At 63.6% G+C, this 14,789-nt stretch carries 12 protein-coding genes; 4 read left to right on the forward strand and 8 right to left on the reverse strand.

What is annotated here, in order from left to right; all coding sequences use genetic code 11:
- Window positions 1–44: 44 nt before the first annotated feature.
- The 5 genes from HNQ95_RS03430 to HNQ95_RS03450 form a co-directional block, all read right to left on the reverse strand.
- Window positions 45–1,526 (reverse strand): ABC transporter substrate-binding protein, encoded by a 1,482-nt coding sequence (locus HNQ95_RS03430; RefSeq protein ID WP_067961064.1) that lies wholly within the window; start codon window positions 1,524–1,526, stop codon window positions 45–47.
- A 136-nt stretch (window positions 1,527–1,662) separates the two neighbouring features.
- Window positions 1,663–2,943, reverse strand: a complete 1,281-nt coding sequence (locus HNQ95_RS03435) for an acetylornithine deacetylase/succinyl-diaminopimelate desuccinylase family protein (RefSeq protein ID WP_067966379.1) — start codon at window positions 2,941–2,943, stop codon at window positions 1,663–1,665.
- 126 nt (window positions 2,944–3,069) lie between these two features.
- Window positions 3,070–3,570: a RidA family protein gene (locus HNQ95_RS03440; protein ID WP_067966382.1), complete on the reverse strand. Its 501-nt coding sequence runs from the start codon at window positions 3,568–3,570 to the stop codon at window positions 3,070–3,072.
- 125 nt (window positions 3,571–3,695) lie between these two features.
- Complete coding sequence (locus HNQ95_RS03445; RefSeq protein ID WP_246340539.1) at window positions 3,696–4,109, reverse strand: c-type cytochrome; 414 nt, start codon at window positions 4,107–4,109, stop codon at window positions 3,696–3,698.
- A gap of 50 nt (window positions 4,110–4,159) precedes the next feature.
- A complete protein-coding gene (locus HNQ95_RS03450; RefSeq protein ID WP_067961066.1) occupies window positions 4,160–5,734 on the reverse strand; it encodes a flavin monoamine oxidase family protein in 1,575 nt (524 codons plus the stop codon).
- 335 nt (window positions 5,735–6,069) lie between these two features.
- Here HNQ95_RS03450 and HNQ95_RS03455 point away from each other — a divergent pair, with 335 nt between their 5' ends.
- The 4 genes from HNQ95_RS03455 (at window position 6,070) to HNQ95_RS03470 (ending at window position 11,370) form a co-directional block, all read left to right on the forward strand.
- Window positions 6,070–6,498 (forward strand): L,D-transpeptidase, encoded by a 429-nt coding sequence (locus tag HNQ95_RS03455; protein WP_083948557.1) that lies wholly within the window; start codon window positions 6,070–6,072, stop codon window positions 6,496–6,498.
- A gap of 337 nt (window positions 6,499–6,835) precedes the next feature.
- Window positions 6,836–9,685: a molybdopterin oxidoreductase family protein gene (locus HNQ95_RS03460; protein ID WP_067961069.1), complete on the forward strand. Its 2,850-nt coding sequence runs from the start codon at window positions 6,836–6,838 to the stop codon at window positions 9,683–9,685.
- Entirely contained in the window at window positions 9,682–10,449 is a 768-nt protein-coding gene (locus HNQ95_RS03465) for a 4Fe-4S dicluster domain-containing protein (RefSeq protein WP_154383932.1), read from the forward strand. Before HNQ95_RS03460 ends, HNQ95_RS03465 begins: the two co-directional genes overlap by 4 nt.
- Before the next feature lie 3 nt (window positions 10,450–10,452).
- Entirely contained in the window at window positions 10,453–11,370 is a 918-nt protein-coding gene (locus HNQ95_RS03470; RefSeq protein ID WP_154383933.1) for a dimethyl sulfoxide reductase anchor subunit family protein, read from the forward strand.
- 4 nt (window positions 11,371–11,374) lie between these two features.
- On the opposite strand, the gene HNQ95_RS03475 is transcribed toward HNQ95_RS03470, so the two are convergent.
- The 3 genes from HNQ95_RS03475 to HNQ95_RS03485 all read right to left on the reverse strand — a co-directional run bounded on the left by HNQ95_RS03475 (window position 11,375) and on the right by HNQ95_RS03485 (window position 14,779).
- Window positions 11,375–12,334: a lipid A biosynthesis lauroyl acyltransferase gene (locus tag HNQ95_RS03475; protein WP_182573523.1), complete on the reverse strand. Its 960-nt coding sequence runs from the start codon at window positions 12,332–12,334 to the stop codon at window positions 11,375–11,377.
- Between the two features lie 55 nt (window positions 12,335–12,389).
- Entirely contained in the window at window positions 12,390–13,418 is a 1,029-nt protein-coding gene (locus tag HNQ95_RS03480) for a zinc-binding dehydrogenase (protein ID WP_182573391.1), read from the reverse strand.
- 89 nt (window positions 13,419–13,507) lie between these two features.
- Window positions 13,508–14,779, reverse strand: a complete 1,272-nt coding sequence (locus tag HNQ95_RS03485) for a beta-ketoacyl-ACP synthase (RefSeq protein ID WP_154383936.1) — start codon at window positions 14,777–14,779, stop codon at window positions 13,508–13,510.
- Window positions 14,780–14,789 lie beyond the last annotated feature (10 nt).

The following is a 14,789-nucleotide window of genomic DNA, read 5'->3' on the forward strand; positions in this document are numbered from 1 at the left end:
CGCCAAGCGGGTGGTGGCGCACCCGAAGGCGCGCCACCTTGTCATCAGTCGGCCCACTTCACCTTGGTGAGGTCGTTGGCCTGGATGGGCGAGTTTTCCCACAGGCCTTCGACCTTGGCGTCCCAGATGCCGACCTTGGGCAGTTCGAACAGGAAGCCGTTGACGGCATCGTCGGCGAGAATCTTCTGCGCCTGCTTGTAGAGCTCGGTGCGCTTGGCCTCGTCGGAGGTCAGGTTGAGCTCGTCGATGACCTTGTTGAAGGCCGGGTTGTCGTAATTGAAGTAGTAGTCCTTGCGGGCATAGATATCGATGTCGTTGGGCTCGGTGTGCGAGACGATCGACAGGTCGTAATCCTTGTCGGTGAACACCTGCTTGAGCCAGTCGGCCCATTCGACCGGGATGATCTGCAGGTCGATGCCGATCTCGCGCAATTGCGAGGCGATGATTTCGCCGCCCTGGCGGGCGTAACCGACCGGCGGCAGCTTGAGCGTCGCCTTGAAGCCATCGGCGAGGCCCGCTTCCTTGAGCAGTTCCTTGGCCTTGGCGATGTCGTGCGGATAGGTGCCGGTCAGGTCGATATAGGCCGGGTTGTGCGGGGCGAAATGCGAGCCGATCGGCGTGCCCAGGCCACCGGTCGCGCCGTCGATCAGCGCCTTGCGGTCGATGGCATGTGCGATCGCCTGGCGCACCTTGAGATTGTCGAAGGGCGGCTTCTTGTTGTTGGTCGACAGCACCGTTTCACCCTCGGTGGTGCCGATGACCACCTTGAAGCGCGGGTCGGCCTTGACCTGGGCGAGCGCATCGCCGAGCGCAAAGTTGGGCAGCGCCTGCACGTCGCCCGAAAGCAGGGCAGGGATGGCGGCGGCGGCGTCGGGGATGATGCGGAACTCCGCCTTGTCGAGCGCCACCGGATCGCCCCAGTAGCCATCGGCCTTGACCAGCGTGATCGACGAGCCCTTGGCCCAGTTCTGGAACTTTAAAGGGCCGGTGCCGACAGGCTTTTCCTTGTTGGTCTCGGCGCTCTCCGGCGCAACGATCACCGCGTCGCCCCAGCCGAGATTGTAGAGGAACGAGCCGAGCGGGTTCTTGAGCGTCACCTTGACGGTGGCCGGATCGACGACCTCGATGGTGTCGATCGGCGCAAACAGGCCTTTCTGCGCGTTGACCGAGCTTTCGCCACGGGCGCGGTCGAGCGAGAACTTGACGTCGGAGGCGTCGAAGTCGCTGCCGTCATGGAATTTCACGCCGGAGCGCAGCTTGAAGGTGTAGGTCTTGCCGTCGTCGGAAATCGTCCAGCTCTCGGCCAGATCGGGCAGCACCTCGCCGCGCGAACCGATGCGGGTCAGGCCTTCGAAGACGTTGGCGTAGAAGACTTCGTCGATGGCGGCGGCTGCGCCTGCCGTCGGGTCGAGATGTGGCGGCTCCAAGGGCATGCCGAGCACGAGGTCGGTGCGGGCGGCCATCGCGGCGGTGCCGGAGGCCAGCGCCAGCGCTGCGGCCGCCAGTATGGTTTTCCATTGCTTCATGCTCAGATCTCCCCGCTTCGACTTCGACGGGCCGGATAGAAGCGTGATTTCCCGGCCGAGTAAATCGCGTTTGTTGCAATTGCAGCAGTGCTGCGGAAATGATTTTCTCACGGCCCAACAGCCGTTGCTTGCCCGCTCAGCCGCTGAACTGGCCGCGCAGCAAGATGTCGAGGCCTATTGCCATCACCTTCGCCGACTGGACCATGTCGTCGATGCCGACCCATTCGTCCGGCCGATGGGCGAGGTCGAGAATACCCGGGCCATAGGCGATGCAATCGTACAAATGGCCGATGCGGGCGACGTGCTTCTGGTCATAGGTACCGGGCGAGATGACATATTCTGGCTCCTTGTCGAAGATCTCGCGTATGCCCCTGGCAATGGCCGACGCCACCGGCGCATCGCGCTCGGTCATCAGCGGCTGGACCTCCATGATGTCGCGGATCTCGTAGTCGAACTTCTTCCGCTCGCTCTTCAGGCGGTCAAGGATGCTGGTGACTTCGCCTTTGACGTCGACGATGTTTTCTTCCAGCAGGAAGCGACGGTCGATGGTCAGGCGACAGGAATCGGGCACGTTGGGCGAGGGCAGGCCGGGGCGAAAATCGTCGGTCTGGCCGCCATGGATCGAGTTGATGTTCATCGTCGAGCGCCTGGCGCCTTCCGGCACCACCGGCATTCGCGTCGTCTTGCGGTCGAGCGCGGGAAACAACTCCCGCTCGAAGGCTTCGAGCACGGCCCCCATGTGGCGGACGGCGCAGTCGCCGAGGAACGGCATGGAGCCATGTGCGATCTCGCCCTTGGTCTCGATTTCCGCCCACCAGACGCCGCGATGACCGAGGCAGATACGGTCCTTGTTGAGCGGCTCGGGAATGATGACGTGGTCGACCCTGGGCCTGGAGAAATACCCCTTGCCGGCGAGATAGGCGACGCCGCCGAAACCGCCCGACTCCTCGTCAACGGTGCCTGATATCTCGATGGCGCCGGGAAAATCCGGGTTGGCGTCCATGAAAGCTTCGGCGGCGATGATCGAGGCCGCCAGCCCGCCCTTCATGTCGCAGGCGCCGCGGCCATAGACGCGGCCGTCGCGGATCGTGCCGGCAAATGGATCAACCGACCAGCCTTCGCCCGCCTCGACGACGTCGATATGGGAATTGAAATGGACGGTGGGTCCGGCCACCCGGCCGTCGAAACGGGCAACGACATTGATGCGCGGATAGCGATCGGTGTCGCCTGGCGTGCCTTCGGCTCTGATGTATTCGACGCCGAAGCCGCGCTTGGCCAGGCGATTGCCGAGATATTCCGCGCAAGGGCGATAGGCGTCGCCGGGCGGGTTGATGGTGGGAAAACGGATCAGCTCCGCAGTCAGTTCCGCCAGTTCTTCACGACGGTCGTCTATGATCTTGAAAAGCTTGTCATACATGCGGTCGACATTGTTCACTTTGTCTGGCTTCACCTTGCCCGGATTGTTGCCAGTCTTGCGCATCCGTCAGCTGCTGTCGAGCGCGCAGGCTGCCTGTTTCGGGGCAACCCGCGCAAACCGTACCACTCACGGCCGGACGGCGGTGACCTCGATCTCGATCAGCCAGCCGGGCGCGACGAGGCCGGCGACCTGCATCACCGAGCGGGCCGGCAGGTTCGGTTGTTCCTTGGTGCCGAAAAACTTGGTGTAGCTGTCCATGAAGCCGGCAAAATCCATCTTGCCGCCCTGTGCCGGATCACCGACGAGGAAGACCTGCATCTTGACCACGTCGCCCATCTTGAGGCCGAGCCCTTCGAGGGTCTTTTCGATCGATTTCAGCACCGATTCCGTCTGCGTTCTGGTGTCGCCATAGGCGGCAAGGCTGCCCTTCTCGGCCTTCTCGTCGATGACCGAGGGCACGGCGCCGCTGACATAGACCGTCGTCTTGCCGGCGGGGACTTCGACGGCCTGGGCGATCGGAAAGTCCGAATTGGGGTTCTTGTGGCGCACCACATCCTCAGCCAGCGCGCTGCCCGAGAGCAACAGGCCGGCCACGAGCGTGGCGGCGCAGATCCGCAGTGTTGTCATGTCTTTCTCCTTTTGCCGCATGAAATGAAGCAGCCAGCAGGATCACCGGCTGCTTCGGTCGCTGGAGCTGGCGCTCCAAACCTGGTGGATCCAGGCCGTCTGGTGGCCAATCCGGCGTCGATCCGTCAGCGTGCCCCGGCGACGTCTTCCGCCGTCACCGGATCCTTGTAGTCGTTGCCGAAATTGGTCCTGACATAGTTGACCACGGCGGCCACCTGGTCGTCGCTCATCATGCTGCCGACGGGCGGCATGCCCTTCTGGCCATGCAGGATGACGTAGACGGGGTAACCGCCTGATTCCAGGTTCTCGTTCTTGGCGAGCGCCGGATATTTGCCGGCGCCGACGGCGCCCTGGCCCTGGTCCATGTGGCAGGCCTGGCAGACATTGGCGTAGAGTTCCTGGCCGGTTTTTTCGGAGAAATTGTCACCATCGCTGAAGGTTGCACCGGCCGAGTCGGCCAGGGCAGCACTCGCCTGGAATGTAGCGAAGATGACGGCGGCGGTGATTTGGCCGGTTAAAAGTTTCGATTGCTGGGTCATGTCGACATGCCTTGCGAAAAATGAGGATGAAGGATGAGCGGCGGCGGCCGTCATCCGGCCACGACGCGCTGGTGCAGCCGAGTGATCGCATCGAGCGACGACAGGATCGCCCCCTCCATCCACGCCGGGATGTAGGAGGCGTGTTCGCCGGCGAGCACGATGCGGCCATCGATCTGGCAAAGATTGTCGTAGTGCTCCTTGCGCGCTTCCTCGGTCCAGTCGCCGGCACAGCCGAGCGTAAACGGTGAGCGGTGCCAGGCCATCGAGATGCCGTTCTCGAACTCGTCCTTGTATTGCGGGTGGATCATCGTTCCGTATTCGACGGCGCGCTTGACGCGCTCCTCCGGCGCCATCGAGGTGAACTCATAGGAATGCGGCCCGTTCCAGGTGTAGGCGCCGAGCAACACGCCCTTGCCGTTGGTGTTGAAGCTGGTGCTCGGATAGGAGATCTGGGTGATCGGCAGGTCGGTGTAGCTGACGCCGCCGAAGATCAGCTCGTCCTGTTCCCAGAAACGCCGCTTGAACTGCAGGCCGACCTTGACCGACGAGGCATAAGGCACGGCTTCGATCGCCGCCTGCATCGGGGCGCCGACATTGATCTCGATCTGGCTGAGAATGGTCAGCGGAATGGTACAGATGCACCAATCGGCCTTCTCCTCGGCCATCGTGCCCGGTTTCTGGACGTCCTCATAGGTGACGGTGACGCCCTTGTCGTCCTGATGGATCTTCGACACCTTGGCATTGTAGGTGATCAGGTCGCCGACCTCCTTGGTGAAGGCCTTGCCGATCATGTCGATGCCGCCAACCGGCTGGAACATCGTCGTCTGGAACTCGTAAAGGGCGAAATTGGCGAGGCTGCCCCACAGGCCCGAGCTCAATATGTCGGTCAGCGCAATCGGATCGCTCGGCACGGGGGCAGCCCCGAGGCCGCCGCCGGGATCCTTGGCGAAACCGCGGAATTCGGAGTTTGCTATGCTCTTGGTGTAGGCATAGTCCTTGTCGAGCGCACCCCAGGAGCGCAGGGCCTCGACCAGCATCTCCTGGTCTTCCTTGGTGACGCCGCCTTCGAGCTTGCCGGTGTGGGCAACCTTGGCGAGCAGTTCGGAGACATGGCCCTGGAAGTCGATCTTGATGTCGCGCACGCGCTGCGGCTTGCCGCCGAACGCCTTGGACGAATGCAGGAAGGCGTTGTGGTTGAGCTGCTGGAACGGCTCCAGCGTGACGCCGAGGCGCCGGCAATAGGCGAGCAGACCGTTGTGGTGATAAGGGATTCGCCACGGGCCGGGATTGATGTAGAGGCCTTCGTCGAAATCGCATTTCTGCGTCGCGCCGCCGAGCTCGGTGTAGGTGTCGCCGCCGCGCAACGTCCAGTTACGCCCGCCCGATCTGTTGTTGTATTCGAGAATCTTGACCTTGTAGCCGGCCTGCCGGAGCTCGAGTGCGGCCGTCATGCCGGCGAGGCCGGCACCCAGGATAAGCACGCTGGCGCCCTTCGGATCGCCCTCCAGTTTCACCGGTCCCTTGTAGCCTGACTCAACCGCGAGACCGAGGCTGGTCATCGCCTGGTACATCGCGGCAGTGCCTGCCGTGAGGCCGATCAACGACAGCAGGTTTCGCCTGCTCATGCCGCTAAAATATTGGGATGGTTGCATTTTTGAGATCCTCCGGGCGACGGTCCGCCGTGGGCCGCACGTTATCCGGCTGGAGCATCTTGGAACGTGGCTCCAGCTGCGACGGGCAGCCTATGCCCATACCGGGTCGAGTCAACTGGGCCAGACGGGGCGGCGAGGGGCACTGACTTGGGCCACCTGAAAGTCGGCGAAAATTCACGCCATCAACCTCAGGTTGCTGATCTGGTTGCATTCATCTTCCGAGTTCAGTTTTACCAACCGTACAGCTTTTCGTGCTCCCATCGTCGGTGGGCAGGGAAAATACTGCCGGTTTGGGGAGTGTGCGAAGAATGTACAGGGCTCTCTTCTTCATGGTCGCCGCATTGGGCTTTGCTGGCGTTCCAACTCAGGCACTTGCCGATGTTCTTGTCGCGCGGGTCAGTATCGCGACGCAGACCATGACCGTCAGCTTCGACGGGCGGGTGATCCACCAATGGCCAGTTTCGACGGCACGCAGGGGATATGTCACGCCACGCGGCAGCTGGCGGCCGAAGCGCCTGCATCGGATGTGGTATTCGCAGAAATACGACAATTCGCCGATGCCCTATTCGGTGTTCTACAATGGCGGCTATGCCATCCATGGCACGGGTGCGGTCAGGCAACTGGGCCGTCCGGCATCACATGGCTGCGTCCGGCTGCAGACGGCGAATGCCGCGAGGTTCTATTCGCTGGTCAGGGAAGTCGGTGCGAGCAACACGCGGATCGTCGTCACCAACTAGCGTTTGCTGGCGGAAACATACATGCCATTTGCGCCGATATCAGCATTTCTGTTGCAGAATTGCTTCATGCCGCGATGAAAGAGCTTGAACTGAACGGCTCAAGAATTGCTGTCGATCAAGACGGTGCTAATGTGACCGCCAACTGAGTTTCGGGGCGACGTGCCTACGAAAAGGCCGGGGAGTGGGGGCTCCTCGGCCTTTTCATTTCTGGCGTGACTTTAGCCGTCTGGTCTAAGTTGTTGTCTCGGTATAGACAAATTTTGCCGTAGAGAGCCGTTTTCGGGCATTTCCTTTCAGCCGCCGCCTCGCTAGGACTCTTGTTCAGGGAGGCCGCCGGATGAAGTCAGAACCGCATGTAGCGCTTTCGGAACCCGTCTCCGACGAGGTCCGCAAGACCACCTGCTACATGTGCGCTTGCCGCTGTGGCATCGACGTCCATCTCAAGGACGGCAAGGTCCGCTACATAGAGGGCAACCGGGACCATCCGGTCAATCGCGGCGTTCTGTGCGCCAAGGGTTCGGCCGGCATCATGCAGCACTACGCGCCGGCGCGGCTGCGCGCGCCGCTGCTCAGGACCGGGCCGCGCGGCTCGGGTGAGTTCAAGGAGATTTCCTGGGACGATGCGCTGGAGCTGGCGACCGGCTGGCTGGACGGCGTGCGCCATGCCGATCCGAAGAAGCTGGCCTTCTTCACCGGCCGCGACCAGTCGCAGTCGCTGACCGGCTTCTGGGCCCAGCAGTTCGGCACGCCCAACTACGCCGCCCATGGTGGCTTCTGCTCGGTCAACATGGCGGCCGCCGGCATCATGACCATCGGCGGCGCCTTCTGGGAATTCGGCGCGCCCGACTGGGACCGCACCAAGCTGTTCGTGATGTTCGGCGTGGCGGAGGACCACGATTCCAACCCGCTCAAGATCGGCATTTCGAAGCTCAAGAAGCGCGGCGCGCGCTTCGTCTCGGTCAATCCGGTGCGGACCGGCTATTCGGCAGTCGCCGACAACTGGATCGGCATCCGGCCCGGCACCGACGGCCTGCTGATCCTCGCCGTCATACATGAACTGCTGAAAGCGCGGAAAATCGATGTCGACTACATCGTGCGCTATTCCAACGCGACCTGGCTGGTCGTCGATGCGCCCGGAACCGCCGAGCACGGACTTTTCGTCCGCGATGCCGAGGGCAAGCCGCAGATCTTCGAATCCGTCACCGAACAGGTCGTGGCATTGGGCAGCAAAGGCGCGCGGGCCGCACTTTCCGGGCGTGTCGAGCTGCCCGACGGCCGCTTTGCGGTGCCGTCGTTCCAACTCCTCGCCGAAAAATACCTCGACCCGCAATATGCGCCGGAGGCGGTCGCCGCGGAAACCGGCGTCGCCGCCGACGTCATCCGGGGCCTCGCTGCCGAGATCGCGCGCGTCGCCTTCGACGAGGCGATTACGATCGACCAACCCTGGACCGACATGAATGGCGAGCGCCATGAGGCGTTTGTCGGGCGTCCGGTGTCGTTCCATGCCATGCGCGGGCTTTCGGCGCATTCGAACGGCTTCCAGACGGCGCGCGCCCTGCACATGCTGCAGGTGCTGATCGGCGCTGTCGACTGCCCCGGGGCCTTCCGCTTCGAGCCGCCTTATCCCAAGCCGATCGAGGCGCATCCGACGCCGCACGGCAAGGCCGAGCATTTCGGCTCCAACAAGCCTTTGTCCGGCCCGCATCTCGGTTTTCCCCGTGGGCCGGAAGATCTGCTGATCGACGCCGACGGCAAACCGATGCGCATCGACAAGGCGTTTTCCTGGGATGCGCCGATTTCTGCCCATGGGCTGATGCACATGGTGATCGCCAACGCCCATGCCGGCGATCCGTACCCGATCGATCTGATGTTCCTCTACATGGCCAACATGGCGTGGAACTCGTCGATGAACACCGCGGGCGTCATCAGGATGCTCGAGGACAAGGATCCCGCGACGGGCGCCTACCGCATCCCGAAGATCATCTATTCGGACGCCTATTCCTCCGAAATGGTCGCTTATGCCGACCTGGTGCTGCCCGACACGACCTATCTCGAGCGGCACGACTGCATTTCGCTGCTCGACCGGCCAATCTCCGAGCCGGATGCGGTCCAGGACGCCATCCGTTGGCCGGTGGTAGAGCCGGATCGGGATGTGCGCGGCTTCCAGAGCGTGCTGATCGACCTTGGCGCGCGGCTCAAGCTGCCCGGTTTCGTCGACAGCCGCGGCAAGGCGCTCTATGCGGACTATGCCGACTATATCGTGCGCCATGAAAGGCGGCCGGGCATCGGGCCGCTTGCCGGCTTCCGCGGCAGCAATGGCGACCGTGCCGGGCGCGGGGCGATCAACCGTAACCAGCTCGATCGCTACATCGAGAACGGCTCGTTCTTCTCAGCGCATATCCCGCTCGAAGCGCAGTTCTTCAAGCACGCCAACAAGGCCTATCAGGATTTTGCCGTGCGCATGGGCTTCTTCGACGAGCCGAAGCCGGTGACCTTCCAGCTCTACCAGGAATCACTGCAGAAATTCCGGCTCTCGGCCGAAGGCCTGCGTGAACCGGTGGCGCCCGAGACGCATCGTGAGCGCATCCTCGCAACCTTCGATCCGCTGCCGATGTGGTATCGGCCGTTCGAGGAGGCGGCGGTCAGCCGAGAGGACTATCCCTATCATGCCATCACCCAGCGACCGGCGGCGATGTACCATTCCTGGGGCTCGATGAATGCCTGGCTCAGGCAGATCCATACACGGAACCCGCTCTATGTGCCTGGTCCGATCTGCGACGAGATCGGGCTCGTCGATGGCGACTGGGTCTGGGTGATTTCGCATCACGGCCGCATCAAGGTCGAGGTCGCGCGGATGGAAGCGGTCAATTCGAGCACGATCTGGACATGGAATGCGATCGGCAAGCGCGCGGGCGCCTGGGCGCTCGACAAGGATGCACCAGAAGCCAAAAAAGGCTTCCTGATGAATCACTTGATCCATGAACTTCTACCGCCGAAGGGCGACGGGATGCGCTGGTCGAACTCGGATCCGGTGACCGGCCAGGCGGCGTGGTACGATCTGCGCGTGCGCATCGAGAAAGCCGAACCGGCAGAGGTCAGCGAGCCGCATCTTGCCGCCGTCGCGCAACCCGGCGGAGCACGTCCGCATGCTGACGAGCTGCGCTACGGCCAGGAGTGGGCGGAATGACCAGCCTGCCGTCACTGCCGACACCGAAGAAGCTTGGCCTGGTCATCGACCTCGACGTCTGCGTCGGCTGCCATGCCTGCGTCATCAGCTGCAAGGAGTGGAATACCGGCGGCTATGGCGCGGCGCTGTCCGACCAGGACCCGTATGGGGCCGATGTCTCCGGCACCTTCCTCAATCGCATCCACACCTTCGAGGTCGTGCCGGAGGGCGGGCAGGTGATCGGCGAGGCGGGAGAGGCACGCATCGTGCATTTCCCCAAGTCATGTCTGCATTGCGAGGACGCGCCCTGCGTCACCGTCTGTCCGACAGGCGCCTCCTACAAGCGCGCCGAAGACGGCATCGTGCTAGTCGACGAGAGCAAGTGCATCGGCTGTGGCCTGTGCGCCTGGTCCTGCGCCTATGGCGCGCGCGAGATGGATCTGGCCGCCGGGGTGATGAAGAAATGCACGCTCTGCGTCGACCGCATCTACAACGAGACGCTCAAGGAGGTCGACCGGGTGCCGTCCTGTGTCCGGACATGCCCGGCCAATGCCCGGCATTTCGGCGATCTCGGCGATGCCTCATCAGAGGTCTCGCGCATGGTGGCCGAGCGCGGCGGCTACGACCTGATGCCGGAGCAGGGCACGCGCCCGACCAACAAGTACCTGCCGCCACGGCCGCGCAAGCCGCTGGCCGCAAGTGCCGGTTCTGCCGTGCTGGCTGAGAACACCCACGACGCCAAAGGGTTCTTTGCCTGGCTCGACGGCATGCTGGACCGGATCTGAACCATGCATCCCGCCTTCTCCATCATCGTGTTCACCACGCTTTCCGGGCTCGGCTACGGCCTGGCGGCTGTGCTCGGCCTTGGCCTGCTCGACGCCTCGACCCTGTCGGTCAAGCTTGCACACATCGGCGCGCTGGCAATGATCGCAGCCGGCCTGTTGGCGTCGACGCTGCATCTCGGCAACCCGCAACGGGCATGGCGGGCGCTGTCGCAATGGCGCTCGAGCTGGCTGTCGCGCGAAGGCGTGATGGCAATCGCCAGCTTCGTGCCGCTGACTGTTACGGCATGGTTTGCGATCGTCGAGGGGCGTCACCTCGCGGTTGCGGGCCTGGCAGGCACGCTCATGTGTGGCGCCACGGTCTACTGCACGGCGATGATCTACGGTTCGCTGCGCTCGATCCAGGCCTGGAATACAGGGCTAACGCCGCTTTGCTACCTGCTGTTCGCCGCAGCCGGGGGCTTCCTGCTCGCGTCCGTCGCCGGTTATTCATCCGGCAGCCGCGGCCCGGTTTGCGCCGCAATCGCCATCCTGTTTGTCGTGGCGGCGTGGATCTGCAAGCAAAAGTGGTGGACAAGGCTGCGGACACTCGCGCCGTTCTCGACGCCCGAGAGCGCCACCGGGCTTGGCCATATCGGCCATGTCAGGCTGTTCGAGCGGCCGCATGTCAATGAGAACTACCTGACCCGTGAAATGGGCTTCAAGGTCGCGCGCAAGCACGCGCTCAAGCTGTCCAGGCTGGCGATCCTGTCTGGCGGGCTGGCGCCTGTTCTGCTGCTGCTGGTGGCGATCCTTGCCGGCGGGTCGGCCGCCGTGCCGGCTGCCGTGCTGGCCGTGTTCTGCTATGCGCTCGGCCTTGTCGTCGAGCGCTGGCTGTTTTTCGCGGAAGCCCGCCATGCGGTCATGACCTATTACGAGGGATAGCGCTTCAGCTATCGGCCGAGAGCTTGCCCGACTTGTTGACCTTGCGGCGTCGGCCTTCGGTCAAGCCCCAGCGCTTGTGGAACCACATCCACTGGCCCGGATCCTCGCGGATCCAGCGCTCGACGGTGTCGTTGAGCATCTGTGTGGTGGCCTGGACATCGACGGCGCCATCGTCGCGGCGCGGCAGTGCCAGCTTATCTTCGATCGTCAGCCTGTAGCGCCCGCCGGGGAGGCGGATGCAATGCGCCGGATAGACGTCGCAGTCATAATGGCGGGCGAGCATGGCGAGCACCGGATTGGTCTCGCATTCGCGGCCGAAGAAGGTCGTCCTGAGGCCGCGCTTGAACTTCTGGTCGACGAGCACGCCGACATTGCCGCCACGGTCGAGAATGCCGGCGAGTGCGAAGGACGCGCCGCGCTGCGAGGCGAGCAGGTCACCCATGTTCGACGCACGTGTCGAGAAGATGTACTCGGCCAGATAGGGGTTGTTTGGCGGGCGGAACAGCGACGTGATCTTCATGCCGAAGGTGGCAGCGGCGATCGGCAGCAGCTCGAAATTGCCGAGATGGCCGGTGAAGACGATGTGGGGCTTGTCCTCGCTGGCGATCTTGAGGAAATGGTCGTTGCCGGTCACTTCGATACGACCGGGCGTCTCGGCCTCCGGATCGTAGTCGAAAATCTGCCCGAGAAAGATGTACTCAGCGCCAAGCCGGCCCATATTGCCCCACATATCCAAGGCAATGGCTTCGATTTCGGCTTCGCTTTTCTCAGGATAGGCGGCGCGCAGGTTGGAGAGTGCCACGCGGTGACGGCCAAACCACGGACCGACGGTGCGGGCGGCGCGGTCGGCGAAGTTGAGCCCCTTGTCGACCGGCAGCAGGCGCAGCAGCTTGAGCGCTACTAGGGCGACCTGCGCCACCAGCCAGTAGTTGAGCATGCGCAGCCGCCCCATGATGCGCATCATTGTGGGGCTTGGGATCTTGCTGGCCTTCCTGCGGGGCAATTCGCTGGCGTCCTACTCAGTCGATGCGCAGGATGATCTTGCCGAACACGTCGCGACCTTCCATCCGCTTCAGCGCGGTGTCGATGGAAGCAAAGTCGACTTCGGTGTCGATAATCGGCTTGACTAGGCCGGCGGCCATCTTCTGCATGGCGTTGGCCATGTTTTCCATACGACAACCAAAGGAGCCGAGCAGCTTGAGCTGCTGCTGGAACAGCATCATCAGGTTGATTTCGGTCGACACACCCGAGGTCGAACCACAGGTGACGAGGCGGCCGCCGCGCTTGAGGCTGAACATCGAGCCGGCCCAGGTGTCCTTGCCGACATGCTCGAAAACGACGTCGACACCCTTCTTCTTGGTCAGCTTACGGACGACGCCTTCGAAGCGGTCTTCGCGATAGTTGATGACGTGATCGGCGCCGAGCGCCTTGGCCTTCTCGATCTTGTCGTTGGAGCCGACCGTGGTGATGACGGTGCAGCCCATCTTCTTGGCGAGCTGGATCGCGGCCGAACCGATGCCCGAGCCGCCGGCGTGGACCAGGATCGTCTCGCCTGGCTCAAGTCTGGCGTTGTCGAACAGCATGTGCTCGACAGTGCCGAAGGTGACGGGCGCGACCGCGGCACCAACGGCGTCGACACCGGGAGGTGCAGGCACCAGCAGGCGCGCCGGAAGGTTGATCTTTTCCTGGGCGAAACCGTCGAGGTGGAAGCCGTGCACGCCCGAGACGTGCTCGCAGAGATTGTCGCGGCCTTCGCGGCAGGGGCGGCAAAGCCCGCAGGTGCGGGCGCCGTAGATCGACACGAGCTGACCGGGCGTAAGTCCGGTGACGCCGGGGCCGACTTCATCGATCTCGCCGGAGGCCTCGGCGCCGATGACCAGTGGCATCTTGCGCTTGGCGAATGCCATGCCGCGCCAGCCCCAGACGTCGATGTGGTTGAGCGCCACGGCCTTGATGCGCAAGGTGACTTCGCCGAGGCCGGGAGGGGAAGGCGGGGCGATGTCGACCTGCTCGAGCCGGCGGTCCTCAACGAGCTGCAATGCGCGCATGGTGTCGCTAATCCTTGTCGCTGCGGCGCAGCGCATCGAATTCGATGCGCGCGCGGCGTCGCAGTACCTGATTTCGTGTAGGCGGTCGCTTAGACCGGTTCCCGCGCCATGACAAGGCAGGTGTTCTGACCGCCGAAGCCGAAGGAGTTGGAAAGCACGGTGCGAACCTCGGCCTTCCGCTTCACATTCGGCACCACGTCGAGCTCGATCGACGGGTCGGGATTGTCGTAGTTGATGGTCGGCGGAATGACGCCTTCACGCATGGTCATCAGCGAGAAGGCGGCCTCGATGGCGCCTGCTGCCGACAGCGTGTGGCCGATCATCGACTTGTTCGACGACACCGGAATCTTGCGGATGCGCTCGCCGAACACCGTCGACAGCGACAGATGCTCCATCTTGTCGTTCTCGGGCGTCGAGGTGCCATGCGCATTGACGTAGTCGATCTCGTCTTCGGCGAGGCCGGCATCGGCAAGGGCCGCTTTGACCGCGGCGATCGCCGGCGAGCCGTCGGGCTTGGAGCGAGTGCGGTGGAAGTCGTCGGCCTTTTCGCCGCAGCCCCTGAGGATGCCGAGCACCTCGGCACCACGAGCAAGCGCGCTTTCCAGCGATTCGAGCACCAGGGCTGCCGAACCTTCGGCCAGCACGAAGCCGTCGCGGTCCTTGGAGAAAGGCTTGGAGGCCTTTTCCGGCACGTCGTTGTTGGTCGACAGCGCCGACAGCAGCGAGAAGCGGATCAGCGCTTCGGCCGTCGCCGAACCGTCCGCGCCGACCGACAATGCGCGGTCGCATTCGCCGCGACGAATGGCCTCGACGCCGAGCTGGATGGCGGTGGCACCCGATGCACAGGCGGTCGAGGTGGTGATCGGCAGGCCGCGCGTGCCGAACCGGTCGGCGAGGCGATCGGCGATCGAGCCGAATTGAGAGGTGTCGAACATGTCGAGCGAGTTCTGGCTGCGCGCCACCTTGAGCAGGCGCTCGGAGGCCGAGCCTTCATCGTCGCCGGCATAGAGCGTGAAGCGGTCTCGCCAGTCGAGCTCGACCGGCGGCGAGGCGAGGAACAGCGGCCCGTCGAAGTCGGCGCCGGCAAAACCGGCCTCCTCGACGGCTTCGAGTGCGGCCGTCTCGGCCAGCTCATAAGTCAGCGCGCTGGCACCCTTGGTGCTCGACGGCAGGAAGTCGACCATGCCGGAAATCTGGGTGTTGAGCAGATCGGTGGGGAAGCGGGTGATCGGATGAATACCCGACTTGCCAGCGGTCAGCGCGGCCCAGTTGTCGGCCTTGCCGACGCCAAGCGAGGTGACGACGCCGATGCCGGTGACGGCGACGACGGGTCTGCCGAGGTGATCCTTCAGATTGGCCATGTTTTGTCCT

This window comes from Aminobacter ciceronei (genome assembly GCF_014138625.1).
In the GTDB taxonomy this organism is placed as follows: domain Bacteria; phylum Pseudomonadota; class Alphaproteobacteria; order Rhizobiales; family Rhizobiaceae; genus Aminobacter; species Aminobacter ciceronei.